Raw genomic sequence first — 16,623 nt, forward strand, 5'->3', positions numbered from 1 at the left:
TCCACCACACCCCGTCATCCCCGCGAACGCGGGGATCCATTCTGCGGTGTGGTCTATAGTCCTCAGAACGTATTAGCCCGCGTAGCCGGTTCCCCAGCCATGGCATTGACCAAAGCCTGAGTCATCAAGCAGTCCTCAAGCGCGCGATGAGCACGGCCAACAGGAATGCCCTGCGTTCGGCAAGCCTCGGTAAGGGCTTTCCAACGCCACCCATCTGCACTCTGTGCGCTTGCTGTCGGCTCTTGCCAGAGCTGCGCATAGGCTTGCATCACACACTCCCATGAAGTGCCGTCCGACAGCTCTATCCGGCCCGCAGTACGTGAGCTGACCGTCGGGCAATCCAAACCATATAAACGCGCCATGACATCGAGCCGTCCGAAGTCAAAAGCCGCGCTGTATGCCAGCACTCGTCGGCCTTTGATCAGCTCCCACACCTTGTCATGCACCTCCGGCCAGGTGGGGGCGTTGGCGACCATGTCATCCGTGATGCCATGCACGGCTGTGGTTTCTTCCGGAATGGGGAGGGATGGCTTGATCAGCGAGTTGAACAACAATACGCCACCCATGGTCATGATCGCGATTTCGATAATCTCAGCTGCCTCGCCCAGGCCGCAGGTTTCACAATCCAGCACCAGAGAGTCACCCAGAATCCAGCTGCGCGCCTGATCAATCACTGACTGCTGCAGGGCGTTATAGGCCGATAATACGGGCAATGGGGCGTAGTTGAGTAGCGCGTTCATCTGACTGGTCCTGATAACTGAAGTCTCGCTGCATCACGCAGCGCCGCCTTGAGAAGCGAATGATGCGCTTCAATCAAGGCGGATTGATTAAGGTCTCGTGACGTTGGTGTCACATTTTACGTACGAGCGTGGGTTGGGGATTTGGTTCCGTGTGTGGTGGTAGATTTGGCTGCTTTTGCCAGTTGACCCCCAACCAGCATCTCCCGCCCCCTACTCGATCATTCCCAGCCCACCCCCGTCATTCCCGCGAAGGCGGGAATCCAAGCGGTCTAGCGACAATAGAAAGCATCCATCCTGAGCGCATCTTCAGTGTCTGACGGAGAATCCGTTTGGATCCCCGCCTGCGCGAGGATGACAGGGGACCAACGATCCAATAACGTGGATGGCGCGCTGCCCTGTCATGTTCTATTTCTTGAGGAATTTAGACTTTCTTCGTTCACAGGTCTTACTTGCCCTGAATTGACGGCCTTTTCCTTTTCTTCTTCCGTATAAGGCCGGCAGGCTACGCTGTAGATATTTTGGTACCACTGCAATCGACGGTGAATAAACTTCATCCGGCGAAAGTAGAGCCCATAGCCTTTTACGAAACAGGCGGCATCTTGCTGCGGAATGTTGGCAAATACATTTTCTTCCGGATAAACCAGGTAAGGAAAATACCAACTTTCTGTAATTTGATAGAATTTACCGTTTGCCAACGCCGTGCTGCAGGGTAACGAGGTGCAACCAGTAAACTGATATAACTCGCCGGTTTCAATTTCCTGCTTACCGGTTGTATAGACCAGCTCTTCAAAAGCGGTGGAATAGAAATAAACCGCCGACAGTGCTATATGCACCAGCCACACCGACGCCACCATACCCATAAAGCGAATGATAAATTGCCTGCCTGAAAAAATCGGTTGGCCGTTATCTTGTAGCTTTACTTTGCCATCTTCGCGCTCATACGCGGCCCAACGAAAGATTTTGCCGACAAAGCTGAATAGCTTGCGGACCAGCCACCAGATCAACCGCAGTACTGTTGACAGCTTGTTTAATATAACGGTAAACATGTCATAGGTTTTGAGTAAGCCGCCTTTAAGCTTGAGCGAGCGGTCAAGGCCACCCACCCATGCCGGCCGCCTATCCACGCTATTAGCTCGACTGTTGGTCGCCTCTTCTATTTTGCGAGCCCGCTCTACTAAAGGATCTTGTTCTGGCATCGTCACATTCCTTTAGAGAGGCGGTTATTCAACACGCTGACCATCTGGCAAACTCATTACCGCGCAGCGCTCTGCTTCGTCGTATCCGATGGTGATGGTGCCACTGGATTGGTCTGCAAATAGTACGGTGTTGGCAATTTCAGGTTTGATAACACCTTCGATATAACCGGTAATGCCCCGTGCGCCATTGACGGGTTTGTAATGGTCACGGCACATAGCAGAAAGTGCTTTAGTATCCATGGCGATGGTGAGGTTGGGCATGGTGGCTTGAACCATTTCATTCAGCTTACTGATTTCACGCGTAGCGATCATTTCAATAATCGAAAGACCCAGTGTTTTAAAACAAACAATATTTTGCCGACCATTGAACCGGTTCAGGAACTCAGGCCGATATACATCTTCCAGGTCTGCCAGGGCCAAGTCTTCTGCTACAGCGAAATTGCTTTCGCCCAGGAAGTGTTGGGTACCAATGTTGGTAGTCATCAAGATGATGGTGTCTCTAAACGAGACGGTCAAACCTCGGTTATCGGTTAGCCGAGCATCATCGAGTATTTGTAGAAATACATTGAAAACATCAGGGTGTGCTTTTTCGATCTCATCAAACAGGATGATTCGACGCGGATTTTTACGTAGTTCATTGGTTAAGATACCCCCGGCTTCGTAGCCTTCATACCCCGGAGGTGCGCCAATTAATTTGGCGACCGCATGCTTCTCCATGTACTCAGACATATCAAACCGTAGCAATGCGTTTTCGTCATCAAATAGTTCGGCTGTCAGGGCTTTCGCAATTTCGGTTTTGCCGACACCGGACGGCCCCAAAAACAGGAACGCCGCTTGCGGCTTATTGGGAGCTTGCAATCCTGCCTTTGCAACACGTACCTGGTTGGCGAGCTTTGTTACTGCGACCTCCTGGCCATAAACACGCTTTGCCAATTGGGCGTCGAGGTGCAGCAGCTTTTTCCGCTCGTCCTGGGTAAGTTTGGTCACAGGAATACGCGATATGGAGCTGAACTCAATGAGTACCTGTTCTTGTTTCAGCTCTAGCTGATCGTTGATTTCCTTGGTCTGCGCTTCAAATTCGTCTTTCTTTTCTTTAACCAAGGCTTCGTATTGGGCCATCTTTTGTTTGATGCGGGTAATTATGTCTGAGTCGAGATTCACTGTATCGAGCATAAATCGATTCACAGCAGAGGTGCTGTTGGTGGCTTCCTGGTCGGCGCCTGCGTTCTGCCGGTCGTCAGCTTCTTTTATTAGCTGCGTTTCCAGTTCATTCTCTAACCGGCGAATACCTTCTTCGCCGCTGCGCAATTCCTGGAACAGCTTCTTTATGGTGTGCTGCCGTGTTTGCCAGCTTTGCGAAATAGCCTGGATATTCGCTTTCAGTTCATTTATACGAGCGGCGCTTGGATCTTCCTGCGCTAGTGTTTCCAGTTCGGCTTCCAACGTCACTATTCTCGGGTCTTTTGAATGCGCTCGTAGCCGATAGCTGGTTAACGCGCGGTCCAGCAGCGTAAGCGAACGCTCCGGTTGAGCTCGGTTCAGACCCATATCGCGCACACGGTATTTTTCGGTTAATTCCAGCGCGGCGGCTATGGCCGAATCGGCTATGCGAATTTTATGGAAAGGTTCCAATCTGCGGCGCGCGGTTTGAGCAACAATCTCGGTCAGCTCATCGGCAGCCGGTTCACCTAAATCCAGCACAGTGTAGTATTCGCGCATATCTGAATGAGCGCTCAGCACCACATTCAGATCTGCATCGCGGCTTTCTATAATAACTTGCGTGTCTTTTTTCCGCACGGCGCGCATGAGCGCATTAATCAGATTGGAAGCACCGTTACTTCGTGACGCCTCGATAAAATCTCGCATGTCATCAATGATTAATACGCTATCGGGTGTCCGAGCTAGCGTTTTTAGGGTTTTCTGGAAACTGTCATTAATAGTGTTTGGGTTGCCGGAGGTGAATAAGCCATCACTGTCCAGCCAGAAAAAACGTTTACTGATCAGATCGTAGGGAGCGTCCTGTGCGGATTTACGCTCCTCTAGGCCCAGGCACAGCGCCGAGCAGCCTACGCCACCGGAACCAACCAACAAAATATTGTTTGCGTGCCGTCGCGTTAGAATAGCGGTTAGCTGTTGTATTGTTTCCAGGCGGCCAATTAACGCAAATTCAGGGCGCTGTGCCAGGTAATCATGACCGCGTATTAGATGATCGTGTATCGGGGTAATTGTTTGTTCGGACATTGGGTATCTCGTTTCCGTTTTGGCTCGCTGGCTTACACGCCAAATCCTTTACTCTTTATATCTGTGGCACCAAAACCAGCGCGTAAGTGCTGGTAGAGGTATTGGCCCTGAATTAGATTAAAAAAGTCAGGGCCAACTATGCTTACAGTTTAAAGTCGGAAAAAGGGCTTTTAGCCTCTTGAGCCGGGGTTTTAGCTACTTGTCCAGCAGTAGCCGTGGCCCCTTCGTTCATTACTTCGGCAGTAACTCCTTTTGCTTTTTTGATGGAGCCAGCTAAATCTGCGGCTGTTGCTTCTATTTCACGTTGGAGAACTTTTTGTTCTTCCAATGCCGCGCGGGTAATTTCTGTCGCTTTGTCACTGATGTCTTTGTAGGTTGCTAACTGCTCAATCGCTTTGGAGAGTTCATCATTTTGCAGATGCATATTAGTGGCATTTTTAATTGCCTCGTTTTGCGCTATGCCATGCGTAATGGTATTCATATGGCTCAACGTGTTTTGCGTTGTTGTACGCGCTTCATTCAAAGCGGCGGACGAGACGGCAGTTAACACGGTGCTTAAGCGGCTTGCGATGCCAGCGGTGCCACTGGTGTGCATTTTTCGTGTATGGCTAATTTGCTGATTGTTTGTATCGCGCATGGACTTGATGTTCATGCTTTCTTCCTGCAACTCACCCAGGGTGCTTAGGGTATCCACCTTGGATGCGGTTAACGCCTCAATGTGTTCATTCACCGCTTCGAGTTTATCTTCACGCTCATATTGCGCTAACGTGGTTTCTTCCTCGGGTGTCACATTGAACTGGTTTGATAGATCGGCATTGCTGGTCTCGGCATCTTTTATACCGTCGCTGACGACCGCAAAAATGCGCTTCATGTTACCGTTGACGGTATCGACACTTTTAATCTGTGATTTGATTTTATCCATACGGCCTAGAACAGAACCGGTACGCTCGTCTGTTGTATTTACAAAATTCAAAGCCGCTTTTACCAAGCTTTCTTGACGATCTTTATGTTCTTCAGACGTGATGTCCAGCAGTTCACGTAATTGCTCTTTTTCGGTGGAAAATTCAGCGAACTTCGACTCACGGCTAAAGGTCGTGTTTTCAATCTTTTCGCGCAATGATGTAACTTCAGTTTTTTTGTTTTCAATGAGTACTTCTTTGCGTGCGATCTCCTGCAGCGCGACTTTCTTCGTGCCTCCCATCCCGAACCAGGAACGTTCTTCATGCAAGGCAGCGATATCCTGATTCAGCTCCAATATGCTGGCCTCAAGCGTATTCAATTCCGCTTCCTGCTCGGCGCGTGCCTGTTTAATGCGCTCTTCTTCTTCCTTGTCTTCCTGAATTTCTTTGAACACATCGTACATGGCACCATCGCTGGCCATGTTCAGGCGATGCACAGCATCAATAATTTCGATAAGGGGAGTGATTTGCACTTCAAAGTCGAGCAGTGCAGAGTTCATGTCTTCAAAAACCGCTTGCAGCTCAGAAAAGGCCTCGGTGTCGGCGAGACGAATAATCTCTTTCGACATCTCTTTCCGGTAGGCCATCAAGTATTCTTTGAATTGCTCAAAAGAGGCGAGTCTCGCCTCGTTCTCCTCTTTTGATTCTGCCTCGTTATAGGCTAATGCTCTGGCGACAGCGTCTTTTTTTTCGGAAGGCGAGGCGTCTGATTGAACAACGATTTGATGAAATGGATTGCTTTCGATTTGAGAAAACTGATTGGAAATGGCACTTTCGTCAGATTTTTCGGCGGTGTCGACCACGCGTTTTTTGGTATATTTTTCGACCGCTTCATCCGCGAGCGATGTTGATGTTTTGCCTTTGGCTGCACCTTTTGCCATTGTTATCTTCCTTGAAATTTGAATATTTCGTTAATATCGCTCGTTAAGCATTCGCCTACTGCAGCGCGCATTATAGGGCAAAGCGGATTGTCGGCCAGGCGTGAATGTGACGCAGTAGGCATTTTGAGGAAATAAAGTCAGTCGCTTTTTTGCAGAGTGCCGTCACGTTGTGATTCAAAAGGAAAGCTGCTTGCTTGAGTTCAGTGTGACGGCTCGTCGAGGATGGAGTGTGTCATTTAGGTTAATCAGTGTATGCCTAGCCTGGATTATCACTTTAAATCGAAAGTTAAAAAGCTAGTTTGAACTAATCATTTGATAGCAGTAATAAAAAGCTATTCCCCATAAAAAGGGTCAGGTTGAACTGACCCTTTTTGATTCATTCAGCAATTACAGGTTTTGTGTATGACTGGACTTTAAACCCGAATGGGCGGGTGCTTTAAACTTCCCTTTGAAGTTCTTTGTCGCCGGTCAGACTTCGCGCCTCAGCAAAAACAGCCGCGAGAGGCGCTTGTTTCTTCTTGGCCCATACTCGTTTTACCGCAGCGCTCTGACGCTTCAACAACTCGCTTGGTTTGGCCCACTGGTCCTCTGGCAAAGGTTCTGACCACTGCGCCATTTTCTTCGGAACGGAGGTTTGGGGACGGCGTTGTAACCACAGTGCTTCTCGCTGTGCGATAAAAGCAGGCAAGGTCCATAGCGTCATGACGTGGTACAGGTACCAGCCAAAAATCATCCAGAGACCCACCTCGCCATCTCGGTAGCGCCGGTGCAGACGACGTCGGGCGTTGCGAAAGGTGTGTAGCCCTTCATAGGGCGGATCGCCGGGCTCATGGAGCTCATCCTCGACGTGGATGTCTTCGAGGCTATGCACTTCATATTCCATATAGGCGCGCAGGGCTTCCCAGGCACTGATTGCCAGGGGTATGGCAGGGTAGGGGTATTCAAGAATGCAGTCGCGACCACTGGCAGTATCGTGAAAGCCGATGCCGAGTGCATACTGCCGCTGCACACCATACTGGGTTACTCCTTGGGCTTCCGTGGTCCAGACGGAAAGTGACTCCCAAGGTACGGTATAAGCTTTACTTCCGCCCTCGGGCACAAAGCAAACCTCTCGACGTTGGCGATTGAAGCGGGGGGCTATAAGATCTCGCTCTTTAGTGCGACTAAAATACCAAGTACATAGGGTGATCAGAGATATAAGAATGCTGCCCAAAGTGGCAACATTGAAAGCTTCAAGATGGGTGTTGTAAAAGAAATCTTTGGCGTCGAACCAAGTTCCACCCACTAAAAGTGCACCACCTGCAGCTACCAGAGGAAGTATAAGTACAAACAATACAAAAATGGTAAGAGGCCCACCAAGTATCACCTGCCATGAAGACACCGTTGCTCGTCCCGAACCGTACACCAGATAAGTATCATTAAGTACCCCGACAATTTGTTGATAATCTGTGGCGGGATGGCGAGTAGGCAGAGGCAAAGGCGCCAGATAGGTGATAACCCCTGATGGAAAAGGCTGTTTGTCACCCGCCTTGGGGTTATGTTTGAGGTATTCGCGCGGAGCGGGATTGTTACGCTTGGTCATTGCTGGCCTGTTGTGTCAGAAAATGCGGATCCAGAATAATCCTGGGAGCGGGTGCGCCACTAATGTGCTGTTCAGTGGCAGGGTAGAGGCCTTCACTTTGGGTTCTGAGACGAATGCTGTGCTCTTGCGATTTGTAACGACCTTCAGAATCAAGGGTCTCAATACTCAAGACCAGTAGCAGATCAAGCTTGGCACTGCTTTCTGGAAAGGCAGGGCTGGAAATCCTCAACTGTAACGGTCCCGTACTATTCATCTCGGTATTTACGTTCAAGTCTTCGCTGATGGGTTGCCAGCGTTCGACGTTCCTTCTACCCTCCTTGCGGATCTGATAGCCAGCCAATGACAGCTGAACCGGTGCAGGCGTTCCCACGGGCGCGAGCAGAGCTGAGCGACTCAGTCCTGGCAATTGAATGTCTACCTCAACTCCCTGATAGGCGCCGAGCATGCCACTTATCCAGTTCCCCTGTCTGGTATGTCGCAGTTCAGCAACCGGAACGTGCAGGATAGATTGAAGTTGATCCTGGTAATCTGTCAGAGAGAGGTTGCCGCGTTTATCGGCATCACGGCTCCAAGGCGTTGCGTGCAGCCAGGCATCATGGTGGCTGAGATTGTGTCGGTTGTACCACCAGGTGCCGCCCAGTTCGAGCACAGTAAAGAGCGCGCCGGCAAGGTTGACACGGAAAAAGACCGTAGATAGGCGCGGGCCGGCAACTGCCCAAGAACTTCCACGGAATACTGAGATGCCGGCATGGGTCGTATGGACCAGCCCGTAGCCACTGGCGCCTGCCATTCCAACAGCACCAATCATGGCAGTAATAGCTCCATTTTGCGCAGCACTGTTGCCTGACCTAACTGCCGCTGTCCAGTTGGCACGGTGTTGTCCAGCAGAGTAAAGCGCAACAACGAACATAGCACCGTAACCCGCTAAGCCCAACCTAACATGCAGTTTGCCCATCAAAACATGCACGTCTTTTACCGCATAGTTTTTCAAACTGCTCAACAGTGATGTGCTACGTGCTTTGAGAGCAGTGTCAGTAATTGCCTGAACAGCCATAAAGCCGGATGCAGCAGTTGCAAAAAGAGCTTCTGTAAAGTCTGACCAGTCTCTGGTATTGGCGTTCTGTGCAACAGTTTCGCGCAAAACGTTTACCAAGTTGACGGCTTGAACTATGGCAATCAATAACCCTGCTCCATCGCCCAGCATGCCCACTGCGGGGGCTTGTAGATAACCCATTTTCACATTGCGCCACATGCCGGTGGCTACGCGATGTTGTGCGTCTGGAAATACCAAGCTAAGGCCGGGATACGCTGCGCTGGCAGCACTCAGGCGAATGCCTGAATCGGACACCCTGGAAATCGGGCTTAGGCGTTCGAAGAGTCTGTTCTCAGCTGCACGGTGCAAATTGCGTGCCTCCTGGAATTCAGCCAATGCCTGCTGGGCTGCCGGAGACTTGTGGCCGGAATTCGTTTTGGCATTGCTGTGTCTCTTGCGTAATCTCGTTTGTTCAGCTTGAGCCTCAAAAACATCAGAGATTTCTTGTCGTAGCGCAGCCAAATCATCGACGTCGCCCACAGTGAAGGTCACACCTTCAATCCGTGCAGCATCAAACATCCGTCTGACATTAGGAGTTGATAGGCCAGAAAACAGTTCTTCCATAGAGGGAATCTGGTCAAGACGGGTCGCCTGCAATGCCTGGCTCAGTGCCCGGGAGAACCCATGCGCTAATGCAGGGCTTAACGCTTGATGCGCACTTTGACCAAGTACGCGTGAGCTCTCAGGTAGTTCATCCAGGGCTGGCAAAAAGGGTCTTTCAATATCCCGCAATCTGTTCACCCACTCGGGAGTAAGGGTTACCAGTTTGTAGGCAGCATCGTTCAAAGTGGCCAATTTAGCGCTCAAATCAATTTGGGCGGCCAAGGGCAGTGTGAAAAACAGGGGGCGATCGTGATCTGGCTGTTGTTCAAGCCAGTCATGAATGGCTTCGACGGCATGATCGCTGCGGCAAATATCTTTCAAGCATCCGTATTGAGCACTGAAAGCCAGCCCAATTTGCTGGGCTTCTGTGCTGTCGTAGTACCAGGCAGCAAGATGGAAGCGATTATTGGTGACCATTTGCAGGCGATCAGCAGTAATGGCGTCCAGCAATTCATTCCAGCGCTTCAGATTGGCGCGATCGCGCTTAAGAGCGGCGTCCATTGCCGGCCTGTCAATAAGGTCATTGATGCCGCGTTGGCCCAAATCGACACCAGTAAGTATGCCTTTAACGCGTTTATTATGGTCGCGTTTGACGCGAATTATTGCTGGTCTGTGGCGCTCAACGAATGCTGGATCGGCATTCGCCATGCACTGATTAAAGTAATAGTCCTCTACCGCTGCCTCAGCTTGCGCAACAATCCTGATGCCGTTTGATGAGTTGAGTTGACTGTAAATCGCATCAATTCTGCGTCTAAGCTCAGTCGGGAGAGAGGAATCATCTATTCTGGGCAAATGACCCTGGTTGCTGCCCACATTAAGCCAATCAATCAAGCTTTGTCGTGTTTGCCCCTGTTGAGGCTCTGGAAGCTTCTCCAGATCTTCGAACAAAGCTTGAATATCAGGCTGTTCGGCAAACTCACCTATCTGGTCCAATGCCTGCGGGGTCATTAGCGACAGTGACTCGATATAACACGCCAACATATAATCACGTTCATTGGCCGCAGGTTGCTCACCGCCCTCTGCCCAGTCGTCGATCCAGCCCACCACATTGTCCTGGAAGTTGGCTAGATCGCGCATTACCCCAATATCATCCCTGATGACGAGGCAGAGTGAGTCGTCTTTGTAGTCAGCGAGCACCTGGCCTTTAAGGGCATCAATCGACGTTTCTTTGAACAGGCTCGGTGTTTCCCAAAGATATGGTAGGTTTTCGTCAGGGTCTGCGCCTTCTGGCAGCTCGGGGGGCTCTACTTCTTGATGGTTTTCAGCAACTTCCGCTAGCCAGCGTTCGGTTTGCAGCCAAGTCATTAGATGGGTGCCTCCCGTTGCGGGGTTCGCACTACCTGGATTGACCTGTTGCATGAAGTGACGACGTTCCTCACCGCTGCCGAGGACTTGCGAGCACTTGGCAGCAGTCCATTGAACCTCCGAGTAGGCCACATGCAGTGTACTTCGACGTGGAAATACGAGCTTGGCAGGGCCGACGCTGGTTGTGCGGGTGTTGGAGCTGACCTCTGCGCCTTGCCATAGCAATTTGTTCAAGTTCCCACCGGCGATCTCGTATTCATGGAGATAACCAGTTTGTTCTTCGATAACGTATAGAAATCCATCGCGCAGTTGTCGCACGCCCATGGGACGGGACTCCAGAGAGTATGGCATTGCCACTTCGCTGCTAGGGTCCAGGTGTTCAACTATTCCGTAACGTAAAGGAACTAGCTGCAGCTTCAGGCTCATAAGTGGGCATGCAGCCGTTGCTGTCCGGCTGTCATGGCAGCTCCTGGCATTTGCAGCCTCGTTGGCTTGACTGTTACGCGGAGGTTGCTGTGCTGTCATATGGGATTCCTTTCCAGCAGAGCCATTCTCGATTCTGCGAGGTTGGCTGCTTGTTCAATACGTTGTGAAGGTGATTGCTGGTTTGGTTTAGTCACTAGCTCGGCGATGTCCGGATGGTGCTCTAGCGCGTCCTGCCCTAAAAAGCCAAAAACATTGGCATACAGCCCTATATCACGCTCGCTGGTAAAGCCTGCTTGGTAAGCTTGGTCTGCCAGTTGATAAATCCTGTTCCATTGCTCTAAATCAGGTATTTCTGATACGAAATGAGGGAAATGTTTATTCATGTGGCTTTGTAGCCATCGAACTGTTTGCCGAAAATCAATCTCCCCCAGTACGGCAAGTTCATTTTCGCTTAGCCGATACGGCAGTCTGCTTAAAACAGTTTTGGCTCCTGGCCGCTGATGCGAATGCCAATACCTGCTTATTGCATCATAAGCATGTAGTTGATCAATTGGCCCAAACAACTCGGAATGCTTGTTCTCTGCGGCAAGTCCAAACAAGGCATTTGCCACTGCCGGGTCGGCCAATCTCAACAACATAGCTTTGCCCGCAGGGTGCTCCACACTTATTAGTTTGCGAAGGTGGATGGTTACCTCTTGGCTTTCCTTTGAACTGAAGAGCAGATACCCCCATTCGTCCGCTTTGTGTGCTAGAAATTCGGCAAGAATAGGGTCCGAGGCACCTTTCAGTTTGACTAAAAGCGGTGATACATCACTTAGTTCAGCCCACGAGGTTTCAAGATAAAGGACTTCGAACTCCGGTAAGTCCGACCACTCATAGAGCTTTTTCGAAAGGCTCTCGACACTGATTCCGTCGATCAAAAGATAGCCATTCAAATGCCAGGGAAGGTTGGCTAACGCTATATCATGCATTGGCGCTTCCTTCATTTTGCGCATCACAAATAGTACACAAGGGCTTTTTCTGCATGAGCGCCTGCTTTTGATTCACCACCAACAGGTTGCCCGCCACATCACTATCCGCCGCCTGTACATCTCCCGGTGACAACGGAACTGCACCACTACCGGCACCAGGGCTACCCCCGGAATTCATCTTCACACTAGGGCCTACCAGCGTTACGCCGCTGGGATCCAGCTTGACGAAGCTGCCGCCGACTTTGAAGGTGATTTCGCTGCCGGCTTCGAGTACGACTTTCATGCCGCTGGATAGGTGTATTTCCTGGCCGGCTTCGACGAATTGGCCGGTACCCAGCTTGATGTGTTGATTGTTGCCGACGGTCAGATGGTCATCGGCTTTGATCTCGGTCTTTCTGTCTGCGTGAGTAGTGTGATGTTCTTCGGCCATGAAATCGCTGTAGCTGTTGGCCTCTACGCGATCGTGGCGCTCGTTGCCGACTCGGATCTTCTGGTCGTGCTCGATGTTCTCGTCCCAGTCGCGCTGGGCGTGCAGGTAGATCTGTTCTTCGCCTTTTTTATCTTCGATACGCAGTTCGTTGTACCCGTCGCCACCGCCGCCCGGGGCGGTGCTCAGGGTTTTGAATACGCTGCGGGTTTTGTGTGCGGGTAGCTCGTACGGAACGGGATGGGTCTTGTGGTAGAGGCAGCCGGTGACCAGGGGTTGGTCGGGGTCGCCCTCGAGGAAGGTGATCAGGACTTCCATACCGATGCGCGGAATGGCGATGCCGCCGTACTGGTTGCCGGCCCAGCTGGAGGAGACTCTCAGCCAGCAACTGGTTTGGTCGTTGCCCTGGCCTTCGCGATCCCAGTGAAACTGCACTTTGATACGGCCGTATTGATCGCAGTGGATTTCTTCGCCTTCCGGCCCCGTAACGACGGCGGTTTGGCTGCCGAGGACTTTGGGTTTGGGATGGGCGAGCTGTGGTCTGAAGGGGACATCCCAGGGGGTAACGGTGAACTGGTTGCGGTAGCCCTGGGTAAAGCCATCTGATGCTTTGACGTCGCTGGTGACCGACTCTTCCAGTACCTGCGGCTGTTTGCCTTGATGCTGGATGCCAGTGATCAGCCACAGATCGTTCCAGTCGGCTCTGGGGTGTTCGGAGAGGATGAGAAAGTGGCCGCTGATCAGCGTAGGTACGTCGCTTTTGCCTTCGGCCAGACGATAATCGCTGCGATGACGTTCCAGGCTGCGTTTGGCCAGGTGCTTGCCGCGGGCGCGTTCGCTGAACAGGCCGGGGTAGTCGTAGTCTTCCAGATCCGGTAGCGGTACTGGCGGTTGATCGCCTTCGACCGGCTGTTCGGTCTTGTGCGCGGCTTCCATCAGCAGATGCGGCTTTTCGAAGTCGTAATCCCGTCGGGTGACGCGGCTGGGGCGGGTTTCCACGCGCATGGCGAAGCGTTTGATCACTGGCTCATCGGCGACCAGGCCGCTGTCTTGTGTATAGGCGGTGGGGCGATCCAGTTTCGGGAAGCTGGTCTGGTCGTCGCCGAAGACCAAAAGATGGTTATTGGTGCTGTGTTCGAAGTGGTAGTGAATGCCTTCTTCTTCGCACAGGCGCTGGATGAAATGCAGGTCGGCTTCGTCGTACTGGGTGCAGTAGTCGCGCTGCGGGTAGTCGGTATTGAGCTGGAAGCGGTAGGCATCGGCCTGGATGCCGTGGTCGCTTAACACTCGGGCGATGATCTGCGGCACCGTGAGGTGCTGGAAGATGCGCTGGTTTGTGCGGTGCCCGAGATAAAACAGGTGTGGCACCAAGTCGATATGGTAGCGCGTCAGTCGCTTGCCTGCATCGCCCTGGGCGACGCGGTGGATCAGGCCGTGGATGCCTTTGTCATTCCCTGCAAAGCTAAAGAAGGCCGGTTGTGGCAGCAAGCGGTCGATCTCCAGGTCCGGGCGTTCGCTGACCAGCTCCAGTTGGAAATGATAGGGCTGGCTGATGTGCTCGACGCCTTCGAAGGACAGGACCTTGAAGTCGTGGCTGATGCCGGGAATATCGAGGGTGAAGTGGGCCTGGTTGGCGGCGGCGAACATCCGATGTTCCTTGTGCTGGTAGGGCTGAAAGCGAAAGCGGCCGTGCTGGGCGCGCGCAGATTATCGCAGATTGGGGTGTGGAGTTGTGTGAGCCAGTCGGCAAAACGGGTGGTCTAGGCTGGAAGAAAGATCAATAAGATCAAGGGGATATGTGCGCAAGATGTTGCGCAGATAGAGCGTGCGGGCGGGAGGAGCTGCACTCAAGGTCGAAATGGATTCCCGCGTTCGCGGGAATGACGAGTTGGGTGGGAGGCTGGTGATAGTTGGTCCAGACCGCTTGGATTCCCGCCTGCGCGGGAATGACGGGAGTATTGGTGGGCCTCTGTGGCTAGGGCGATAAACCGTAACTTCTCATCGCCACCGAGTTGTCATCCTCGCGAAGGCGGGGATCCATTGGGGGTTATTCCACTGTGACGGACTTGGCCAGATTGCGGGGCTTGTCTACGTCGGTGCCTTTTACCAGTGCCACGTGATAGCTGAGCAGTTGCAGCGGGATGGTATATAGAATCGGTGAGATGCAACCTTCTACGAAGGGGAGGTTGATGATCTCGTGATTGCTGTCGTTGGTTTGATCGATGGTTTCGCAGGCGAAGGTAATTAGCTGGCCGCCACGGGCGCGGACTTCTTCGAGGTTGGACTTGAGCTTTTCCAGCAGGGCATCGCTGGGGGCGACGCTGACGACAGGCATGTCTTCATCTACCAGGGCCAGTGGGCCGTGCTTAAGTTCGCCTGCTGCGTAAGCTTCAGCGTGTATGTAGCTGATTTCTTTAAGTTTAAGCGCGCCTTCCATTGCGATGGGGTAATGCGTTCCGCGGCCCAGGAAGAGGGCGTGATGCTTGTTGGCAAAGCGCTCTGCCAGGGTAGTAATGCGGGGTTCAAGGGTCAACGCCTGCTCAATGATGGCAGGCAGGTCCTTAAGCGCTTTTACGTTGGCGGCGATCTGATCAGCTGGTTTACCGCGCACCTGGGCCAGGGCGGTGGTCAGCCATAACAGGGCGACCAGTTGGGTGGTGAAAGCCTTGGTCGAGGCGACACCGATTTCCGGGCCGGCGTGAGTCAGAAGGCGCCAGTCGGCTTCGCGTACCAGCGAGCTGCCGGCAACGTTGCAGATCGCCAGGGTGGCAAGATAACCCTGGTCCTTGGCGAAGCGCAACGCAGCCAGAGTGTCGGCGGTTTCGCCGGACTGGGAAATGGTGATCAGCAGGGTGTTATCCGGCACTACGACGGTGCGGTAGCGGTACTCGCTGGCAACTTCGACGGTGCAGGGGATGCCTGCCTGGTCTTCGATCCAGTAGCGCGCTACCAGACCGGCGTGATAGCTGGTGCCGCAGGCGACGATATGAATGTTGGCGATATCGACCAGTCGGGTTTCTGCGTCAGGTCCGAGGATCGCGGTCAGTACGTGATCGTCGCCGACAATGCCTGCCAAGGTGTCGCGGATGGCCTGGGGCTGCTCGAAGATTTCCTTGAGCATGTAGTGGCGGTATTCACCTTTCTCCAGGCTATGGGCGGCGTGCTCGTAACGGGTCAACGGGCGGTCGACGCTGAGGTTATCGCGATCCCATATTTCACAAGTGTTGATGGTCAGGCGCGCGTGATCGCCTTCTTCCAGGTAGCGGAAGCGGTCGGTCACTTGCAGCAGGGCCAGCGGATCGGAGCCTATATAGTGCTCGTCGCTGCCTTGGCCGATAACCAGCGGGCTGCCCATGCGGGCGCAGTAGAGCGTTTCTGGCTGGTCTTCGTGCATCAGGGCTAGCGCGTAAGCGCCGTGCAGTTCGCCCAGTGCAGTGCGGAAGGCGTCGAGCAGGTCGTGGCTTTCACTGTAGTAATGGGCGATCAAGTGCGCGACAACTTCGGTGTCGGTCTCCGAGGTGAACTGGTAACCGAGCTCAATCAGTTTTTTACGCAGCGGACTGTGATTCTCGATGATGCCGTTATGCACGATCGCCAGCTTGCCGGACATATGCGGGTGGGCGTTGTGCTCAGCCGGTTTGCCGTGTGTGGCCCAGCGGGTATGGGCGATGCCCAGGTGACCAGTGGCGGGAGTAGCTTGCAGGGCGTTCTGCAGCTCGATGACCTTACCGACCGCCCGTACGCGCTGAATGCCATTACCTTCGGCAAGAACGGCAACACCGGCTGAGTCGTAACCCCGATACTCAAGACGCAGCAGGCCTTCAATCAGAATTGGGGTGATATTGCGCTGGGCGACGGCGCCGACGATTCCGCACATGGTGATGTCCTTGGGGCTGAAAGCAAAGAGGCGCAGTTTAGCACTATCAGGCGAGTTTGGAGTGGGGTGGGTGTGTTGGGTGGACAGATGGAGGACAAGATGGATTCCCGCCTTCGCGGGAATGACGGGAGTGGGAGCGGGAATTGGCGCGGTGAGTGGGCCGGAAATGTGGGGACGAGTGGGCCGGGAAAGGTGGGGTGTGTCGGGGGTGACGGAGTGCGGCGTGTAGTGGTCTACTAATCCCGGACACCGAAATGGGTGGTAAATTTACCGCCATAGCTGAGGTGTTCCATGACAAGACAACGTCGTACGTTTTCAACTG

Annotated in this window: 9 protein-coding genes; all 9 read right to left on the reverse strand. The window is 52.8% G+C overall.

The features are described 5' to 3' along the window. Nucleotides 1-62: 62 nt before the first annotated feature. Nucleotides 63-740 (reverse strand): 3'-5' exonuclease, encoded by a 678-nt coding sequence (locus tag DT594_RS17740; protein WP_149334369.1) that lies wholly within the window; start codon nucleotides 738-740, stop codon nucleotides 63-65. A gap of 398 nt (nucleotides 741-1,138) precedes the next feature. Further along, on the reverse strand, nucleotides 1,139-1,936 hold the full coding sequence (locus DT594_RS17745; protein WP_149334371.1) for a hypothetical protein: 798 nt from the start codon (nucleotides 1,934-1,936) through the stop codon (nucleotides 1,139-1,141). A 24-nt stretch (nucleotides 1,937-1,960) separates the two neighbouring features. Beyond that, nucleotides 1,961-4,177, reverse strand: a complete 2,217-nt coding sequence (locus tag DT594_RS17750) for an AAA family ATPase (RefSeq protein ID WP_149334373.1) — start codon at nucleotides 4,175-4,177, stop codon at nucleotides 1,961-1,963. A 142-nt stretch (nucleotides 4,178-4,319) separates the two neighbouring features. Further along, a complete protein-coding gene (locus DT594_RS17755; protein ID WP_149334375.1) occupies nucleotides 4,320-6,017 on the reverse strand; it encodes a coiled-coil domain-containing protein in 1,698 nt (565 codons plus the stop codon). A gap of 436 nt (nucleotides 6,018-6,453) precedes the next feature. Then, nucleotides 6,454-7,599, reverse strand: coding sequence for a hypothetical protein (locus DT594_RS17760; RefSeq protein ID WP_149334376.1), 1,146 nt, complete (start codon nucleotides 7,597-7,599; stop codon nucleotides 6,454-6,456). Further along, nucleotides 7,586-11,125, reverse strand: a complete 3,540-nt coding sequence (locus DT594_RS17765; RefSeq protein ID WP_149334378.1) for a toxin VasX — start codon at nucleotides 11,123-11,125, stop codon at nucleotides 7,586-7,588. Before DT594_RS17765 ends, DT594_RS17760 begins: the two co-directional genes overlap by 14 nt. After that, nucleotides 11,122-11,997, reverse strand: a complete 876-nt coding sequence (locus DT594_RS17770) for a DUF4123 domain-containing protein (protein WP_178091577.1) — start codon at nucleotides 11,995-11,997, stop codon at nucleotides 11,122-11,124. The genes DT594_RS17765 and DT594_RS17770 overlap by 4 nt, the downstream gene beginning before the upstream one ends. Next, entirely contained in the window at nucleotides 11,990-14,071 is a 2,082-nt protein-coding gene (locus DT594_RS17775; protein WP_149334382.1) for a type VI secretion system Vgr family protein, read from the reverse strand. The genes DT594_RS17770 and DT594_RS17775 overlap by 8 nt, the downstream gene beginning before the upstream one ends. 400 nt (nucleotides 14,072-14,471) lie before the next feature. Next, on the reverse strand, nucleotides 14,472-16,301 hold the full coding sequence (glmS, locus tag DT594_RS17780) for a glutamine--fructose-6-phosphate transaminase (isomerizing) (protein ID WP_149334383.1): 1,830 nt from the start codon (nucleotides 16,299-16,301) through the stop codon (nucleotides 14,472-14,474). Nucleotides 16,302-16,623: the final 322 nt, after the last annotated feature.

Origin of the sequence: Halopseudomonas laoshanensis (assembly GCF_008365385.1) — a bacterium.
In the GTDB taxonomy this organism is placed as follows: Bacteria; Pseudomonadota; Gammaproteobacteria; order Pseudomonadales; family Pseudomonadaceae; genus Halopseudomonas; species Halopseudomonas laoshanensis.